We start from the raw sequence: 14,530 nt of genomic DNA on the forward strand, positions 1-14,530 counted from the left end.
TCTCACCAACCCGTCGAGCGGGCGCCGATGCGGCGTCCGCTGCGCTGGCTGTGGCTGTCGCTGGTGGTCATCGTGCTCGATCTCGGCATCAAGGCGCTGGCTTCGGCGAATCTCGAGTACGGTCGGCCGCTGGAAGTGCTACCGTTCTTCAATCTGACGCTTCTGCACAACACCGGGGCGGCGTTCAGCTTCCTGGCCGAGCACGCGGGCTGGCAGCGCTGGCTGTTCGCGCTGATCGCCATCGGCGCCAGCATCGGCCTGACGGTGTGGCTCTCTCGTCTCAAGCGCGGCGAGACGCTGGCGGCGGTCTCGCTGGCGCTGGTGATCGGCGGCGCCATCGGCAACCTCTACGATCGCCTGGTGCACGGTTACGTGGTCGACTACCTGTCGTTCCACTGGGGCGACTGGTACTACCCGGCGTTCAACCTCGCCGATACCGCGATCACGCTGGGTGCGGTCGGCCTGGTGCTGCAATCGCTGTCCGATTCGCGCCGGCCGAAAGGCTCCCGGGATTCCCGCAAGGGTCCATCTTCTTCGACTGATCAATCTTCTTCGACCCGGGGTGACTCATGAGCGAGAACGGCCATCAAGACGATCACGACTACCGCATCGACGACGGCATGGAAGTCACGCTGCATTTCACGGTGAAGCTCGAGGACGGCGAAGCGGTCGATTCGACCCGCGGCAAGCAGCCGGCCACGTTCCAGCTCGGTGACGGCAATCTGCCGCCGGGCTTCGAGACGCCACTCAAGGGCATGGCTGCCGGCGACGAAGGGGCGTTCGAGATCTCGCCCGAGCACGCCTTTGGCCAGCACAATCCACAGAACGTGCAGCGGCTCTCCCGCGATGCCTTCGAGGAAGCCGTGGAACCGGGCACGGTGATGTCGTTCGCCGATGCTGCCGGCGGCGAACTGCCGGGCGTGATCGCCAGCGTCGACGAGCACCATGTCGAAGTCGACTTCAATCATCCGCTGGCAGGGCGTACCCTGACCTTCGAAGTGGAAATTCTGGACGTGAAGCCAGCCACGACTCATTGAATCCGGACTGCGCCTTCACCACGATATTCGGGCGTACCAAGCGAGGTCGCTATGCCAAAGGTTCCTACGCAAATCAAGCTGGCCAATCCCCGCGGCTTCTGTGCCGGCGTCGATCGTGCCATCGACATCGTCAATCGCGCGCTCGATGTCTTCGGGCCGCCCATCTACGTTCGCCATGAAGTCGTGCACAACCGTTTCGTGGTGGACTCGCTGCGCGAGCGCGGGGCGATCTTCGTCGAAGAGCTCGACGAGGTGCCCGACGACGTCATCGTGATCTTCTCCGCCCACGGCGTTTCCCGCGCCGTACAGGTGGAAGCCGAACGCCGTGGTCTCAAGATCTTCGATGCGACCTGCCCGCTGGTGACCAAGGTGCATATGGAAGTGCTGCGCTACGCCAAGCGCGGCCAGGAGTGCATCCTGATCGGCCACGCCGGCCATCCGGAAGTCGAGGGCACCATGGGGCGCTACGACGACAGCCACGGCGGGTCGATCTATCTCGTCGAAGACGAGGACGACGTCGCCAGGCTGCCGGTACGCGATCCCTCGCGGTTGGCGTTCGTCACCCAGACGACGCTTTCGATGGACGACACCGCCAGGGTGATCGATGCGCTGCGCGAGCACTTTCCCGAGATTCAGGGGCCGCGCAAGGACGACATCTGCTACGCCACCCAGAACCGGCAGGATGCGGTGCGCGAACTGGCTGCAGGTTCGCAACTGGTACTGGTCGTGGGCAGCGTCAACAGCTCCAACTCCAACCGATTGCGCGAACTCTCCGAGCGGGTCGGCACGCCGGCCTATCTGATCGACGATGCCGAGCAGATCGAGCCGAGCTGGCTTGAAGGCATCGAGACCATCGGCATCACCGCCGGCGCCAGCGCCCCGGAAGTGCTGGTCAAGGGCGTGATCGACAGGCTCCAGGCGCTGGGCGCCGAGGCACCCGAAGAACTCTCCGGACGCGCCGAGACCATCACGTTTTCGATGCCGCGAGAGCTGCGTGAAAGGGTCATTACAAGCGTGGTGTAACTCTTATTAAACCTTCTGGGTTTTCGGTCGATAACTGAAGGGTAACAATAGCTGTGCCATGCAACTTTTGCCGTGGCTGTCTATAGCCTGAAGGAATCGACCGTGCTAGCTCTGCAGCGTGGCTTGTCTCTCATCGAAGTGCTTATCGCCATTGTGGTGTTCAGTATTGGATTGCTGGGCGCTGCCAAGTTGTTGGCAGAGCAGGGCCAGCTTGGCCAGGAAACTGGGCATCGTGCCTTGGCATCGATCATGGCTGAAGATCTACTGCAGCGTATCAAGTTGGACTCGCTACATCGTGATGACTATCTCGGTCGATATGACAGCTCCTCGATCACGAGCGACAATCCAGACTCCTCCCTCAGCTTGAAAGCTTGGGCAGCAGACTGGTTTGGAGCCGGAGCGTTGCCGGATCCTCAAGTTTGCGCCGAGTTGGAAGACGGCAATGAGATGGCGTTCGTTACAGTCGTCTGGCGGGCGCGTACCAGTTTCGTTCCTCCCGACACCTTGCCGGATTGCGTCAGTAGTCGGTCGAATTTATCCAATCAGCGCTGGGTGACCATGGCGTCCTGGGTTGGTGAAAAGTGATCCATGGCCGCTTGAAAGGTCCCAAATATTTTTCTGGCCGAGGCCAGTCTGGTGTGACACTGATCGAGTTGATGATCGCCATGGCGATTGGCTTGATCATGATGTTGGCGGTATCTCGGGTCTATTTGGCCAGCTCAACTGCTGCCCGAGAGTCGGAGGCGAGGGCCGATCTGGTCGATAAGGTTCGCCTGCTTCACGAGCGCTTCAATTATGAACTGCGACGGGCCGATTTCTGGGGTCGGGTACGCGCCGATGCCGAAAGGCAGGGGCAAATATCGATTGGTAACGACTGTGGCGGCGAGTTCGCTTATGGTCGAGATACGGAAACGCCCAGTACACGCCCCTTGGGGATCTGGGCATCGAACTCTCCTCCCTCCGATTGTTCGCTGACCAACCCGCAAGAAGACCAAGAGTATCTTGCCGTGAGATACGCGGCTGAATCCTGTGGTGCAGGGGGATGCGATGATGCGAATTCCCTGAAGAGTTTCTATCCCTATATCGCATTCGTCAACGGTAGTGAACCAGCCGTGCCGGAACATGCTGGGGCAGACGATATCTGGCGCTACGGCGGCAGTCTCTATTACCTCAGCAAAAACGAAAAGGCATTGCGCCGGCTGTGGTTGTACGGCGATTCCTTGAGAAATCAGGAAGTGATGCGTGGTGTCGAGGCGTTAGCTTATCGATGGTGGGTCGATAGCGATGCCGATGGCAGCGTTGATGCAAAACTTTCTACCGATAAGCTGATCCCGACACAGATGGCAGAGGTTATTGCCGTCGAGGTGGAGGCTGTCGTGTCTGTTGAGACTCTAGCCGCTTATCAAGAGTCCCGAGAATACGTCTTGAGTAACGGTACGGCTATCAAGAGTCAGCCGGGGAAAATGTACCGAAGGATCTCTTTCGTGATCCCTCTCGAGATGCACCGGGCTGGGAGCTTTGATGAATAACTATCGTCTCGGTCCCAGGCAGCTTGGAGCGGCACTGATCATGAGCCTGATTTTCCTTTTTCTTCTCTCCATCGTTGCCGCTGCACTACTCGAAACTGTCAGCACGCAAAATCGCTTGAGCGTCATGCAGCAGCAATCCCGCGAACAATTCCAGCAGTTGAGCGGCGAGATATCGGCGGTGAGTCATCAGCAGAATGAAATTCGGGATATGGCGTTGTCGGCTCAGCCCGGCGAGCCAAAGCCATGGCAAGTACAGGACGCTTCTCCGCCCTTGGAGAATACACGATTTAAAAACGTAGAGTCGATACAGGAGAAAAACCTGAAAATTATGGTGGAACTGCTCAGGCCTGGCTATGAATGCCTAGTTGTCGGGTTTTCCAACGGCAGCTGTCTGGCGATAGAAGTTCAAGGTGAATCTACTTCAGATTTTCTTCACGTCAGCTTTCACCAAGTTCAAGGGCTGTTGATCGAAACGATTAATGTGTCGTCTGGAGGTGATAGTCGTGCTGGTATTTTTAATTAAAAATCGAATGTCTCTATGAATATTGCATCGGTTGTTCTTTTTCTTGTCTTGCTATTACTGACACCAGTAACGACAGTAGGGGTGTCTGCCGACGATACAGATATTTACCGCAGCCTCTATGATATCGAAGGTCGTGGCGGGAATCCTCAGGTCATGATTATCTTTGATACGTCAGGCAGTATGAGAGACGTCGTCGGAGAAGGAAACAAAAAAGAGACTAAAATCAATATTGCCCAACGGGTTATTCATCAGTTGGTGGCGGATAATCCGAACGTCAATTTTGGTCTGGCAATTTTTAACTATAATGGCGAGAAGCCTGATGGTGGAAGAATCATCTCTCCATTGCCGGGAGAGAAGGGGAATGTCAGTGATTGGGATCGACAGCAGCTGCTTAATACCATTGATGATCTGGGTGCCATGACGTCGACTCCCTTGTGTGAGACCTATTACGAGATATTTCGTTACTTTAATGGTGATAAAGCGAGATACGGGACCAAGAATAGATATCAATACTGGGGGTATCTGTACGATACAAACCCAGAATATTCTTCGAAGGCTTTTATTGATGAGCGAAGCGAAAAATCTTATGCTTCCCCTTTAAGACCTTGCGAGCCTCTCTATGTTATTTATATGACAGATGGTATTCCACAATATGATGTGGATGCTAATAATCATATTCAGAATTTGGTCAGGAAAAGCGATTTTTATAACGGGTGTCGGGTTTATCCTTCAGTTAGCTCCAGTGCTGGAGAAGAGAGTTGTATGCCGGAGCTATCCTATTATATGCAGCAGCTGGAGACGTTTTCGATTCAAAGCAAAAATAATGGGAATGGAAATGAAAAAAAATCGGGAGAAAGTATAGAGCGGGGGCCTGTTACAACCTACACGATTGGTTTCGATACTGATCAACAACTATTGGCAGATACGGCTAGCCCTCTCAATACGAAAGATTCGAAGCAGTGTCCCGTTGACCGGCAGGATACCCGCTATCACGGAAAAGCGGCTTGCGTCGGGTATTTTACTGCGTTCAACGCCGATCAACTGTACTCGGCTTTTCAGGTGGCAATAGACGACATTCTATCGCGTAGCACTACGTTTTCTGCGCCAGCCGTTTCCGCTGCCTTTACCAACAACGCCCAAAGTTTTGATCGGCTTTATTTACCTCGATTCCTTCCTTTCAACGAGCCCCGTTGGAGTGGCAATGTCAAAAGATTGCAATTCATATCTCAGCAGAGTTGGCGTGACCTAAATGGCAAGGAAGCGTTCAATTCACAGACGGGCGATATTCTCGATTCTGCCTATACCTGGTGGAGCGGTGCTAATGGACTGTCACTCAATGAGCCGGATGGCAATAATGTCGAAGCTGGCGGTGTTGGTGGATTGTTGCGTCAATCTGTCGATAGATCGTTGAACGCGGGGAGCGGCGACGGGAGAATCATTTATACGGATGTATCTAACCATCTCGTACCCTTCGATATCACCATGAGCCTGGCCAGTCGACCGGAAGCCTGGGGGTTGCCGAAAAATGCGGAGCAGAGCGATATCGATCAGTTAATCGCTTGGGCGCGTGGGCGTGATGTTGACGACGAGGATAACGATAACGATACGTTGGAGGCGCGACCCTGGATCATGGGGGATATCCTGCATTCCGATCCTATCGCATTGAATTATGGTGGTGAGGCCCAGGCCGATGAGAAATTGTATCTTGCTTTCGGTACTAACGCTGGTTTCCTGCACTTCGTTGACGGTGATAGCGGCAAAGAGGAGTGGGCGTTCACGCCGAGCGTTCTGGCGCCACTTCACCATGTTCTGCGTCAAAATGATATCGCCTCGGCTTCCGATGACACGCTTCAGCATCCCTATGGTGTAGACGGTCCGGCTTCTTATGTCCGTATCGATTCGAACGGCGATGGCCAGATTCGGGCGGCCGATGGTGATCATATGATTCTCGCCTTTGGCCTGAGGCGTGGTGGACGTCAATATTACGGTCTGGATGTGACAACGCCGACTTCTCCCAAGCTAGCTTGGACACTGTCCCCGGCGGGAGAGTTTGCCGAGTTGGGACAGAGCTGGGCGGCTCCGATCCCGGTTCGAGTGCCGGGCCACGCTAATCCGGTATTCGTGATCAGCGGCGGCTACGACAGTGACCGTGATGATCCGACCCGGGGTTCAAGCGATCCTGATGGCATGGGACGAGCAGTCTATATCGTCGATGCGCTTGATGGCTCTCTGGTGTATCGGGCAGACGTGGGTACGCCCCAGCGATTTGTTGGTGAGGCCACCTTTCGGCATGCCATACCCGCAGCGTCGGAAGCGGTGGATTACAATAGCGACGGCGTGGCTGATCGTATCTATCTCGGTGATATGGGCGCTGATCTTTGGCGGCTGGATCTGGACTCAGACGACAGCCGTCATTGGCGTGTTCGACAAATTGCCAGCCTCGGTGGCAGCGGTATCGAAAATCGGCGTCTGTTCAATGCCATCGACTTCGTCAGTATCAATACGGGCTCCCGCCGTCAGGATCTTCTTCTGGTCGGGAGCGGGGATCGAGCCAATCCCAAATCTGGCGGAGAAAGTTCCGATTTGCCAACGGTCAAGGATGCGTTCTTCCTGATTCGGGATCCGGTTTCGGTTGCCGCCGCCTCGGGTAAAAACCCCGATGTTGTCGATATCGACCAACTCAAGGACGTAACGAACGAATTATTGTGTGATCGCAAGTCTGATGCTGGAGATATCGAAGGGTGCCTTTCCGTTTGGCAAGCCGATGATACGGCTGGCTGGGTGCTTTATCTTGATGATGGATACAGCTTGCCGTTGCCAGGGGCCAAGGTGCTCTCTGAGAGTGTTACGCTCAATGGCACGGTCTACTTTTCCGCTTATGTGCCGGATGAGCCCGCATCTGTTTGTATTCCCGTGATTGGTAGGAGTTACCTGTTTGGCTTGGATTTGCTGACAGCGGGCAGTGCCCGGGGGATAGCCGGTCATGGCGATAATCTGGTCAAGGGGGAGCGTGCAGTCGATGCGGGGGAATACCTGCTCGGCCGGCCTTCTCTAATCGTCAAGGGTGACGAGCTTTTCTTGCAAGGTGTCGGTACGGCGGAACTGGGCCAGCTAGTGAATGAAAGCTCTCGGGGTAATACCGGAGGGATCATTCTTCCTTACCGATTGAAAAGAACTTATTGGTACGAAAAAACGGAAGACAATCCATGAGAATCGATCAGCGAGGATTTACCTTGATCGAGCTGATGATAGTGGTTGCAATTGTTGGCATTCTTGCCGTAGTCGCAATTCCCAGTTATCAGCAGTATGTCGAGCGCTCACGTCGGAGCGACGGTCAGGCTTTACTTCAAAGTGCCATGGCGCGTCAGGAGACTTATTACGGACAATATTTGGAATACGCCAAAGATATGGAGACGCTCGTTGGTCAGGAAGATGGGACCCTGGAAAACGACGATTACCGTGTTGCCGTCTGCGGGACGCAACAAGGGTGCGATGGCAAGGCGTATTCAACGGGACAGGATGTCAGGATGACCGCTACTCCCATTGCGGGAGACTCGCAGCAGGGGGATGGCGTGCTGTGGCTGGATTCCGAGGGCGACAGTGGACGCATATCCAATGAGGTGGAAATGGGAAAATGGTAAAATATGGGCTGTGTGTTCTCTTGATGGCATGGGCATCTTTTTCGTTTGCCGATGAGCGTAAATGCATCGTTCGCCAGCCGGACGGCTCACTGGAAATTCGCCATATCGACATCGTTGAAGCGCACAAGGCGAAAGATAGTCTGCAGCGGTTTCTCGACCGAGAAGAGAGCGATAGGCATCAACAGGTCGAACGCTGTATCGAGACTTGGCGTGAATTTTCATCAGCCGATGCTCGTGAGATAGATAGGAATTCGCCACGCTGACGTCAGCAACTCTCGCTGGCCTCTACACGTATTCGTCCGGCATCGCTGATAACGATTTTATTGCCGCCAATGCTATTGCAGACCAAGAAGCTGCCGTATGGCGTGAATGATTTCCAGGGTATGGGGCTGAACACCGGGTTGGAATTCGTGTTCCAGGTGATCGTGACACCCTCGGCTTTGTGCGTTCCCGACAGGCGCCCCGCATCTCCCTCCTCGAGATTCCACGCATAGCCCTCGCTCCAGTCATCGCCGCAGCCATCGCCACTCGCAGCGGCGGGGCAGAGTTGCCAGGACTGGCGAGTCGAAACGGAGAGTTGGTGCAATGCCTCCAGTCTTTGCTGTAACTGTTGCGTTTCGGTCTCGAGCCGCTTGTTTTCGAACCAGTGACTAGTAGAAAAGGCGATACCCGTGAGTATCCCGATGACTGCCAGTGTGATCAGCAGCTCGATCAGCGTAAAACCTGCTTGTCGCGTCCGCTTTGCGTGACGGCCAGCAGGCGATTGTGAAGATGTCGCGCGAGAGTCCATTGCGGAGAGTCCATGGCGGCGTCCGGGGGCTGGGCAAGTGATAGAATCGCCCTTTTGCCAGGATATCGACCGAATGCAGGATTTCTTGATCGTTGGCGGGGGCGTCATCGGCATGATGACCGCGTTGCAGTTGGCGGATGCGGGTCATTCGGTGGCGCTGGTCGAGCGTGGTCAGTGCGGCAGGGAGGCTTCCTGGGCGGGTGGCGGCATCGTCTCGCCGCTCTATCCGTGGCGTTACTCGAAGGCGATCTCGGCGTTGTCGAGCTGGTCCGAAGGGCGCTACCCGGAGCTGGCCGGTCGGCTGCTCGAAGAAACGGGCATCGATCCCGAATATCGCCAGAAAGGCCTGCTCTATCTGCGGGTCGAGGATGTCGATGTCGCGCTCGCCTGGGCGCGGGAGATGGCCAAGCCGCTGAACCGCATCGACGCCGACACACTCTACGCCAAGGAGCCCAACGCGGCGCCGGGCTTCGAGGGGGCGCTGTGGATGCCGACGCTCGGCAGCATTCGCAACCCGCGATTGGGCCAGGCGCTGCGTGCGCGCCTCTTGCAGATGCCAAGGGTGAGCCTGCACGAGCAGTGCGAGGTGTCGGCGCTGATCCGAGAAGGGGCGGCCATTCGTGGCGTGGCGACATCACAGGGTGCGATCCGGGCGGGCCAGACCGTCGTCTGCGCCGGTGCCTGGTCTCGGGCACTGCTGGCGGGCCTCGGCATCGAGCTGCCGGTTCGGCCGGTCAGGGGGCAGATGATTCTGTTCAAGGCGCCGCCGGGGCTGGTCGAGCGGGTCGTTCTCAAGGATGGGCGTTATGTCATTCCCCGCGGCGACGGCCGGGTGCTGGCGGGCTCGACGCTGGAGGAGGTCGGCTTCGACAAGCAGACGACCCGTGAGGCCCGCGACTCGCTGCATGCCAGCGCGCTCTCCATCGTGCCCGCGCTGGCCGAGTGTCCGGTGGAACACCATTGGGCGGGGCTGCGGCCGGGTTCGCCGGACGGCGTGCCGATGATCGGTGCGGTGCCGACGTTCGAGGGGCTTCACGTCAACGCCGGCCACTACCGCAATGGGCTGGTTCTGGCGCCGGCTGCCACGCGGCTGCTGGTCGATCAGTTGATCGGCTGCGAACCCATCGTCGACCCTGCCCCCTATCTGCCCGGCTCGCGCCTCCTCGGCCCCGACGTGTCGGCTCGTTGAGCATGGGCGGGTTTTGCCTCGGTCCATGGCATGCGCGAAAATGACGGAAAGCGCTGTCGTGGCAGCGGTTTGTTGTTCGATAGCGATCCGAGCGCCTGGCGCGCCGTCACTCGTCGGAGGGCACTCGATCGGGAGACGTCTTCGATATCGAGAACCTCATCTGTTTGGAGAAATGTAGACCGATGCAAGATCTGACCCTGGTGATGGCGCAGCTGGACCCGCTGGTGGGCGATATCGCCGGCAATACCGCGGCGGCCATCGAGGCGGTGCGCGAGGCGCGCATCGAGCACGGTGCGGACATAGTGGTTTTCAGCGAGCTGTTTCTGACCGGCTACCCGCCGGAGGATCTACTGCTGCGCGAGGCGATGGAGCCGCGCCTGCAGGAGGCGCTGGCGGAAATGGCCCGCAAGATCGACAGGATCGCGCCGGAGACGCTGGTCATCATCGGCTATCCGGGCATGCGCCAGGGCGCGCGCCGCAATCTGGCTGGCGTATTGCTGGGTGGCCAGTGGCGCGGCGAGTATGCCAAGCAGGCGCTGCCCAACTATCAGGTTTTCGACGAAGACCGTTATTTCGAACCCGGAAACGAGCCGCTGGTGATAGAACATCGGGGCGCCAGACTCGGCATCCTGATCTGCGAAGATCTCTGGGATGGCGCGCCGGTGCGTCGGTCAGCCGAGGCTGGCGCCGACATCCTGGTGACGCTCAACGCGTCGCCGTTCCATCTCGACAAGCCCGCCGAGCGCGAGCGTCTTTTTGCCGAGCGCGCACGGGAAGTCGACAGACCGCTGGTTTACGTCAACGCCATCGGCGGCCAGGACGAGCTGGTGTTCGATGGCGGTTCTTTGGTGCTGGACGCTGCCGGTGACGTCGCCGTGCGCGCGCCGTTCTGGCAGGTCGGGCTGATGCCGGTCCGGTTCACCCGGGAGGGCGGCAGCTGGACTCCCCAAGTGGGGGAGCGCGAGCCGCTGCTCGGCGCCGAGGAAAACCTCTACTGCGCGCTGGTGACCGGGCTTCGCGACTACGTCAACAAGAGTGGTTTCAAGGGCGTGGTGATGGGGCTTTCCGGCGGCATCGACTCGTCGCTGTCGCTGGCCATTGCGGTCGATGCGCTGGGGCCGGATCGGGTCCATGCAGTGATGATGCCGTACCATTACACCGCCGAGATCTCCCAGGCCGACGCGGCCGAACAGGCGAAGATGCTGGGTGTCGGCTACGAGGTGATGCCGATCGCGCCGATGGTCGAAGCCTTCACGGCCACGCTGGCGGAAAGCTTTACGGGGCTAGCGGCCGATACCACGGAGGAGAACCTGCAGTCTCGCGTGCGCGGCGTGCTGCTGATGGCGATCTCCAACAAGAAGGGGCTGATGGTCCAGACCACCGGCAACAAGAGCGAGATGGCGGTGGGCTATGCCACGCTCTACGGCGACATGGTCGGTGGCTACAATGCGCTCAAGGACGTCTACAAGACCTGGGTCTACCGCCTGGCCAACTGGCGCAATGCCCAGGAGCCGGCGATCCCCGAGCGGGTAATCACGCGTCCGCCCTCTGCCGAACTGGCGCCGGATCAGCAGGACAGCGACTCGTTGCCGGGTTACGACGTGCTGGATGCGATTCTCGAACGCTACATCGAAGGCGACATGAGCGCCGAGGCGATCATCGAGGCAGGATTCGAGCGCGACGACGTCTACCAGGTGGTCAAACTGGTCGATCGCAGCGAATACAAGCGACGGCAGGCGCCGGTAGGCGTGCGGGTGACGCTCAGAGGATTCGGACGCGACCGGCGCTACCCCATCGTCAACGGGTGGAAGCCGGGGAAATGACCCCGGCTTCGCCGAGGAGCCGTAAGCTATAAGAGCGGCGCTGCGCGCCTGGAAGCTGGAAGTAGTCTCTACCTGTCAAAGCAGGTGTTCTGAGTCTTTGACTTTTCTTACAGCTTACCGCTTATCACTTACAGCTCCCCGAAGGGGCTAGTCCTTGAGCGCCAGCGGCGGGTCGACATCGATGTGCTTGGGCACGAAGGTGTCGCCGTCGAGTTGGCTGTTGTCGGGATCGTTCTCGATCAGGGTCCGGAGTACGGTCTGCGCGCGATCCCGCATGTTCAGGCCGAGATAGCCCTCCACCATGACCGCCAATGCGTCACGCGTCGCCTCGGCTTTCGGGTAATGCTCGATGACCCAGCGGCCACGCTCGACGGCCGCGACGTAGGCACCCTTGCGCAGATAGAAGTCGGCAACCTGCAACTCGTGACGTGCCATGACGTTGCGCAGATAGATGATGCGCTGACGGGCATCCGGCGCGTAGGCGCTGTCGGGGAAGCGGCGTACCAGTTCGCCGAAGTCGACATAGGCATCGCGGGAGGCGCCCAGGTCACGCTTGGAGATATCGATCAGCTCCAGGCTTTCGAGGCTGAAGCGCCCTGCCTGGTAGGCACCGAGACCGCGCATGTAGTAGGCGTAGTCGACCTGCGGATGATCGGGGTGAAGGCGGATGAACCGGCTGGCAGCGGCCCGGGTCTTCTCCCAGTCCTCGACTTCGTAATAGGCGTAGATCAGTTCCAGCTGGGCCTGCTCGGCATAGCGACCGAACGGGAAACGGGTATCCAGAGCCTCCAGCTGGGTCACGGCGGTGCTGTAACGGCCGGCGTCGAGGGAACTCTGGGCTTGCTGGTACAGTTCCTGCTGCTCCTGCAGGTCGGGAGCCGGCTCGTTGCTGGCGCAGCCAGCGAGCAGGGCGCCTGCCAGCAACATGCCGGCCAGAGCAGAACATCGCGCAGAAAATCGCATCATTATCCTCGTATCAACCATTCCTTGGCGGCCGTGCTAGAATCCGCCGAACCCGGCTCACTATAAAGCAAACCCTCGTGCCGGCGAAACGCACCGACGAAACGCGCCGACGAAATACACCGGCGAAACGGAATCGATCCCCACGTATGGCCGACATCTTGAAGCGTGACGAGCGCATACCCGAGCATTTGGCCGGGCGACGTCTTGACCAGACCGCAGCCGAAATGTTCCCCGAATTCTCGCGAGAACGCCTCAAGGGGTGGATTCAGCAGGGCGAATTGACACTCGATGGGCAAAAGGCCCGACCCAAGGATAAGGTGATCGGTGGCGAGCGGCTAGCGCTCGATACCCGGCTCGAGGAGGAAGTCCGGTGGGAGCCTCAGGCGATTCCGCTGTCCATCGTCTTCGAGGATGACGATGTCATGGTCATCGACAAGCCCGCCGGCCTGGTGGTGCATCCCGCTGCCGGCAACCCCGATGGCACGCTGCTCAACGCACTGCTGTACCACCATGCGCCGCTGGCGGCGATCCCCCGGGCGGGGATCGTCCATCGCCTCGACAAGGACACCACCGGCCTGATGATGGTGGCGAAGACGCTGACGGCGCAGACGGCTCTGGTGGCTCAGTTGCAGGCACGAACCGTCTCGCGGGAGTATGACGCCATCGTGGTCGGCGCGATGACCGCGGGCGGCAAGGTGGACGCACCGATCGGCCGCCACCCCAAGGACCGCCAGCGCCAGGCGGTCACGGCTTCGGGCAAGCCGGCGGTCACGCACTATCGGGTCAACGAGCGCTTTCGTGCCCATACCCATGTCCGCTGCCGGCTCGAAACCGGGCGGACGCATCAGATCCGCGTGCATCTAGCGCACGTTCGCTATCCGCTGGTCGGTGATCCGGTATATGGCGGGCGGTTGAAAATGCCGGCCGGTGCCGGCGAATCACTGAAGACGCTGCTGAGGGAATTTCCGCGCCAGGCGCTGCATGCGCACAAGCTGCGCTTCGATCATCCGGTCAGCGGGGCGCCGGTCGAGTGCAAGGCGCCGTTGCCGGACGACATGTTTCTACTGCTGGACGCGCTGCGCGAGGATCAGGAGTCCGATTGATGAGTTCCGAACATGATTCGTCGATACTGGCGAACGAACCCGAGACATCGTCGGTAGACGCGCCGACCCTGCTGCTGCCCGACTGGCCCGCGCCGAGCACGGTCAGGGCCTTCGTCACCACGCGCGAGACCGGCCCCAGCCGGGGCGATTTCGCGGCGTTCAACCCGGCGGCTCACGTTGGCGACGATCCCGATACCGTGGTTCGCTGCCGGGATCGGCTGGTGACCGAGATCGGCGACCAGCGGCCGCTGCTGTGGCTCGATCAGGTGCATGGCGCCCGCGTCGTCCAGCACTACCAGTCGCGTTATCGCCGGCAGCCGCCGCAAGCCGACGCTTCGGTGGCATTCGACCGTCGCCATGCCTGCGTCATTCTCACCGCGGACTGTCTACCGGTCTTTTTCTGCGATCGGCAGGGAACGCGTGTCGGCTTGGCTCATGCCGGGTGGCGCGGTCTTGCTGGCGGTGTGCTGGAAGCCAGCGTGGCAGCGTTGGGTGTCGACCCCGAAGAGCTGATGGTGTGGATGGGGCCGGCGATCTCCAACGCCCAGTTCGAGGTCGGGCCGGAAGTCTTCGAGGCCTTCGTCGCCATGCAGCCCGATGCCGAGAGTGCTTTCGAGCGCAGCCCTTATCGCCTGAACCATTACATGGCGGACCTTTATCGGCTCGCTCGACTGCGCCTGGAGCGCATCGGCGTTCTATCGGTCAGTGGCGGCCATTTCTGCACGGCGTGCGAATCCCGTTTCTACTCCCATCGCCGCGATGATGGGCATACCGGGCGGATGGCCAGTGCGATCTGGCTGCGCTGACGATCGCTTTGCTTTCTAAACGCAACTTTCCATCGTCAGTCAGCTTTACCACCGCCAGTTCGGCTTTTCGCCTGTAACTATTCAGGTGGCTGCGGATGGCATG

The 14,530-nt window shown here is 59.1% G+C and carries 15 protein-coding genes; 13 read left to right on the forward strand and 2 right to left on the reverse strand.

From position 1 onward, the window contains the following. Nucleotides 1–27: 27 nt before the first annotated feature. The 9 genes from lspA (at nucleotide 28) to CCD76_RS19780 (ending at nucleotide 8,016) form a co-directional block, all read left to right on the forward strand. Nucleotides 28–573 (forward strand): signal peptidase II, encoded by a 546-nt coding sequence (lspA, locus tag CCD76_RS12445; RefSeq protein ID WP_087719791.1) that lies wholly within the window; start codon nucleotides 28–30, stop codon nucleotides 571–573. Further along, nucleotides 570–1,037, forward strand: a complete 468-nt coding sequence (fkpB, locus tag CCD76_RS12450) for an FKBP-type peptidyl-prolyl cis-trans isomerase (protein ID WP_087719792.1) — start codon at nucleotides 570–572, stop codon at nucleotides 1,035–1,037. The genes lspA and fkpB overlap by 4 nt, the downstream gene beginning before the upstream one ends. A gap of 51 nt (nucleotides 1,038–1,088) precedes the next feature. After that, entirely contained in the window at nucleotides 1,089–2,060 is a 972-nt protein-coding gene (gene ispH / locus CCD76_RS12455; protein WP_087719793.1) for a 4-hydroxy-3-methylbut-2-enyl diphosphate reductase, read from the forward strand. Nucleotides 2,061–2,162: 102 nt separating this feature from the next. Further along, nucleotides 2,163–2,645: a type IV pilus modification PilV family protein gene (locus CCD76_RS12460; protein WP_179208914.1), complete on the forward strand. Its 483-nt coding sequence runs from the start codon at nucleotides 2,163–2,165 to the stop codon at nucleotides 2,643–2,645. Nucleotides 2,646–2,656: 11 nt separating this feature from the next. Continuing rightward, nucleotides 2,657–3,589 carry a PilW family protein gene (locus tag CCD76_RS12465; RefSeq protein ID WP_218777027.1) on the forward strand — a complete coding sequence of 311 codons (933 nt, stop codon included), beginning with the start codon at nucleotides 2,657–2,659 and terminating at the stop codon, nucleotides 3,587–3,589. Next, on the forward strand, nucleotides 3,582–4,112 hold the full coding sequence (locus tag CCD76_RS12470; protein WP_087719796.1) for a pilus assembly PilX N-terminal domain-containing protein: 531 nt from the start codon (nucleotides 3,582–3,584) through the stop codon (nucleotides 4,110–4,112). Before CCD76_RS12465 ends, CCD76_RS12470 begins: the two co-directional genes overlap by 8 nt. Nucleotides 4,113–4,127: 15 nt before the next feature. Next, entirely contained in the window at nucleotides 4,128–7,322 is a 3,195-nt protein-coding gene (locus tag CCD76_RS12475) for a PilC/PilY family type IV pilus protein (protein ID WP_087719797.1), read from the forward strand. Beyond that, nucleotides 7,319–7,753, forward strand: coding sequence for a type IV pilin protein (locus CCD76_RS12480; protein ID WP_087719798.1), 435 nt, complete (start codon nucleotides 7,319–7,321; stop codon nucleotides 7,751–7,753). Before CCD76_RS12475 ends, CCD76_RS12480 begins: the two co-directional genes overlap by 4 nt. Continuing rightward, entirely contained in the window at nucleotides 7,747–8,016 is a 270-nt protein-coding gene (locus CCD76_RS19780; protein WP_143543286.1) for a hypothetical protein, read from the forward strand. The genes CCD76_RS12480 and CCD76_RS19780 overlap by 7 nt, the downstream gene beginning before the upstream one ends. 2 nt (nucleotides 8,017–8,018) lie before the next feature. Here CCD76_RS19780 and CCD76_RS12485 read toward each other — a convergent pair whose 3' ends face one another. After that, nucleotides 8,019–8,543 carry a prepilin-type N-terminal cleavage/methylation domain-containing protein gene (locus CCD76_RS12485; protein ID WP_179208917.1) on the reverse strand — a complete coding sequence of 175 codons (525 nt, stop codon included), beginning with the start codon at nucleotides 8,541–8,543 and terminating at the stop codon, nucleotides 8,019–8,021. A 73-nt stretch (nucleotides 8,544–8,616) separates the two neighbouring features. Between CCD76_RS12485 and thiO the strand changes: the two genes are divergently transcribed. Both thiO and CCD76_RS12495 read left to right on the forward strand, forming a co-directional pair. Next, entirely contained in the window at nucleotides 8,617–9,732 is a 1,116-nt protein-coding gene (thiO, locus tag CCD76_RS12490; RefSeq protein ID WP_087719800.1) for a glycine oxidase ThiO, read from the forward strand. Nucleotides 9,733–9,914: 182 nt separating this feature from the next. After that, nucleotides 9,915–11,555 carry an NAD+ synthase gene (locus CCD76_RS12495; protein WP_087719801.1) on the forward strand — a complete coding sequence of 547 codons (1,641 nt, stop codon included), beginning with the start codon at nucleotides 9,915–9,917 and terminating at the stop codon, nucleotides 11,553–11,555. Nucleotides 11,556–11,702: 147 nt separating this feature from the next. On the opposite strand, the gene CCD76_RS12500 is transcribed toward CCD76_RS12495, so the two are convergent. Beyond that, on the reverse strand, nucleotides 11,703–12,518 hold the full coding sequence (locus CCD76_RS12500; protein ID WP_087719805.1) for an outer membrane protein assembly factor BamD: 816 nt from the start codon (nucleotides 12,516–12,518) through the stop codon (nucleotides 11,703–11,705). A gap of 146 nt (nucleotides 12,519–12,664) precedes the next feature. On the opposite strand from CCD76_RS12500, the gene rluD reads away from it, so the two are divergent. Both rluD and pgeF read left to right on the forward strand, forming a co-directional pair. Continuing rightward, nucleotides 12,665–13,621 (forward strand): 23S rRNA pseudouridine(1911/1915/1917) synthase RluD, encoded by a 957-nt coding sequence (rluD, locus tag CCD76_RS12505; protein ID WP_087719802.1) that lies wholly within the window; start codon nucleotides 12,665–12,667, stop codon nucleotides 13,619–13,621. Further along, nucleotides 13,621–14,427, forward strand: a complete 807-nt coding sequence (gene pgeF / locus CCD76_RS12510; RefSeq protein WP_087719803.1) for a peptidoglycan editing factor PgeF — start codon at nucleotides 13,621–13,623, stop codon at nucleotides 14,425–14,427. The genes rluD and pgeF overlap by 1 nt, the downstream gene beginning before the upstream one ends. The last annotated feature ends 103 nt before the right edge of the window (nucleotides 14,428–14,530 follow it).

This window comes from Salinicola salarius (assembly GCF_002179555.1).
Lineage (GTDB): Bacteria > Pseudomonadota > Gammaproteobacteria > Pseudomonadales > Halomonadaceae > Salinicola > Salinicola salarius_A.

What these genes read in the sequence shown, in the direction of transcription:
- CCD76_RS12500 (WP_087719805.1), bottom strand. Translation starts at nt 12,518, where the DNA reads ATGCGATTTTCTGCGCGATGTTCTGCTCTGGCCGGCATGTTGCTGGCA.
- thiO (WP_087719800.1), top strand. Translation starts at nt 8,617, where the DNA reads ATGCAGGATTTCTTGATCGTTGGCGGGGGCGTCATCGGCATGATGACC.
- CCD76_RS19780 (WP_143543286.1), top strand. Translation starts at nt 7,747, where the DNA reads ATGGTAAAATATGGGCTGTGTGTTCTCTTGATGGCATGGGCATCTTTT.
- CCD76_RS12485 (WP_179208917.1), bottom strand. Translation starts at nt 8,543, where the DNA reads ATGGACTCTCGCGCGACATCTTCACAATCGCCTGCTGGCCGTCACGCA.
- lspA (WP_087719791.1), top strand. Translation starts at nt 28, where the DNA reads ATGCGGCGTCCGCTGCGCTGGCTGTGGCTGTCGCTGGTGGTCATCGTG.
- pgeF (WP_087719803.1), top strand. Translation starts at nt 13,621, where the DNA reads ATGAGTTCCGAACATGATTCGTCGATACTGGCGAACGAACCCGAGACA.
- fkpB (WP_087719792.1), top strand. Translation starts at nt 570, where the DNA reads ATGAGCGAGAACGGCCATCAAGACGATCACGACTACCGCATCGACGAC.
- CCD76_RS12475 (WP_087719797.1), top strand. Translation starts at nt 4,128, where the DNA reads ATGAATATTGCATCGGTTGTTCTTTTTCTTGTCTTGCTATTACTGACA.
- ispH (WP_087719793.1), top strand. Translation starts at nt 1,089, where the DNA reads ATGCCAAAGGTTCCTACGCAAATCAAGCTGGCCAATCCCCGCGGCTTC.
- CCD76_RS12480 (WP_087719798.1), top strand. Translation starts at nt 7,319, where the DNA reads ATGAGAATCGATCAGCGAGGATTTACCTTGATCGAGCTGATGATAGTG.
- CCD76_RS12495 (WP_087719801.1), top strand. Translation starts at nt 9,915, where the DNA reads ATGCAAGATCTGACCCTGGTGATGGCGCAGCTGGACCCGCTGGTGGGC.
- CCD76_RS12470 (WP_087719796.1), top strand. Translation starts at nt 3,582, where the DNA reads ATGAATAACTATCGTCTCGGTCCCAGGCAGCTTGGAGCGGCACTGATC.
- rluD (WP_087719802.1), top strand. Translation starts at nt 12,665, where the DNA reads ATGGCCGACATCTTGAAGCGTGACGAGCGCATACCCGAGCATTTGGCC.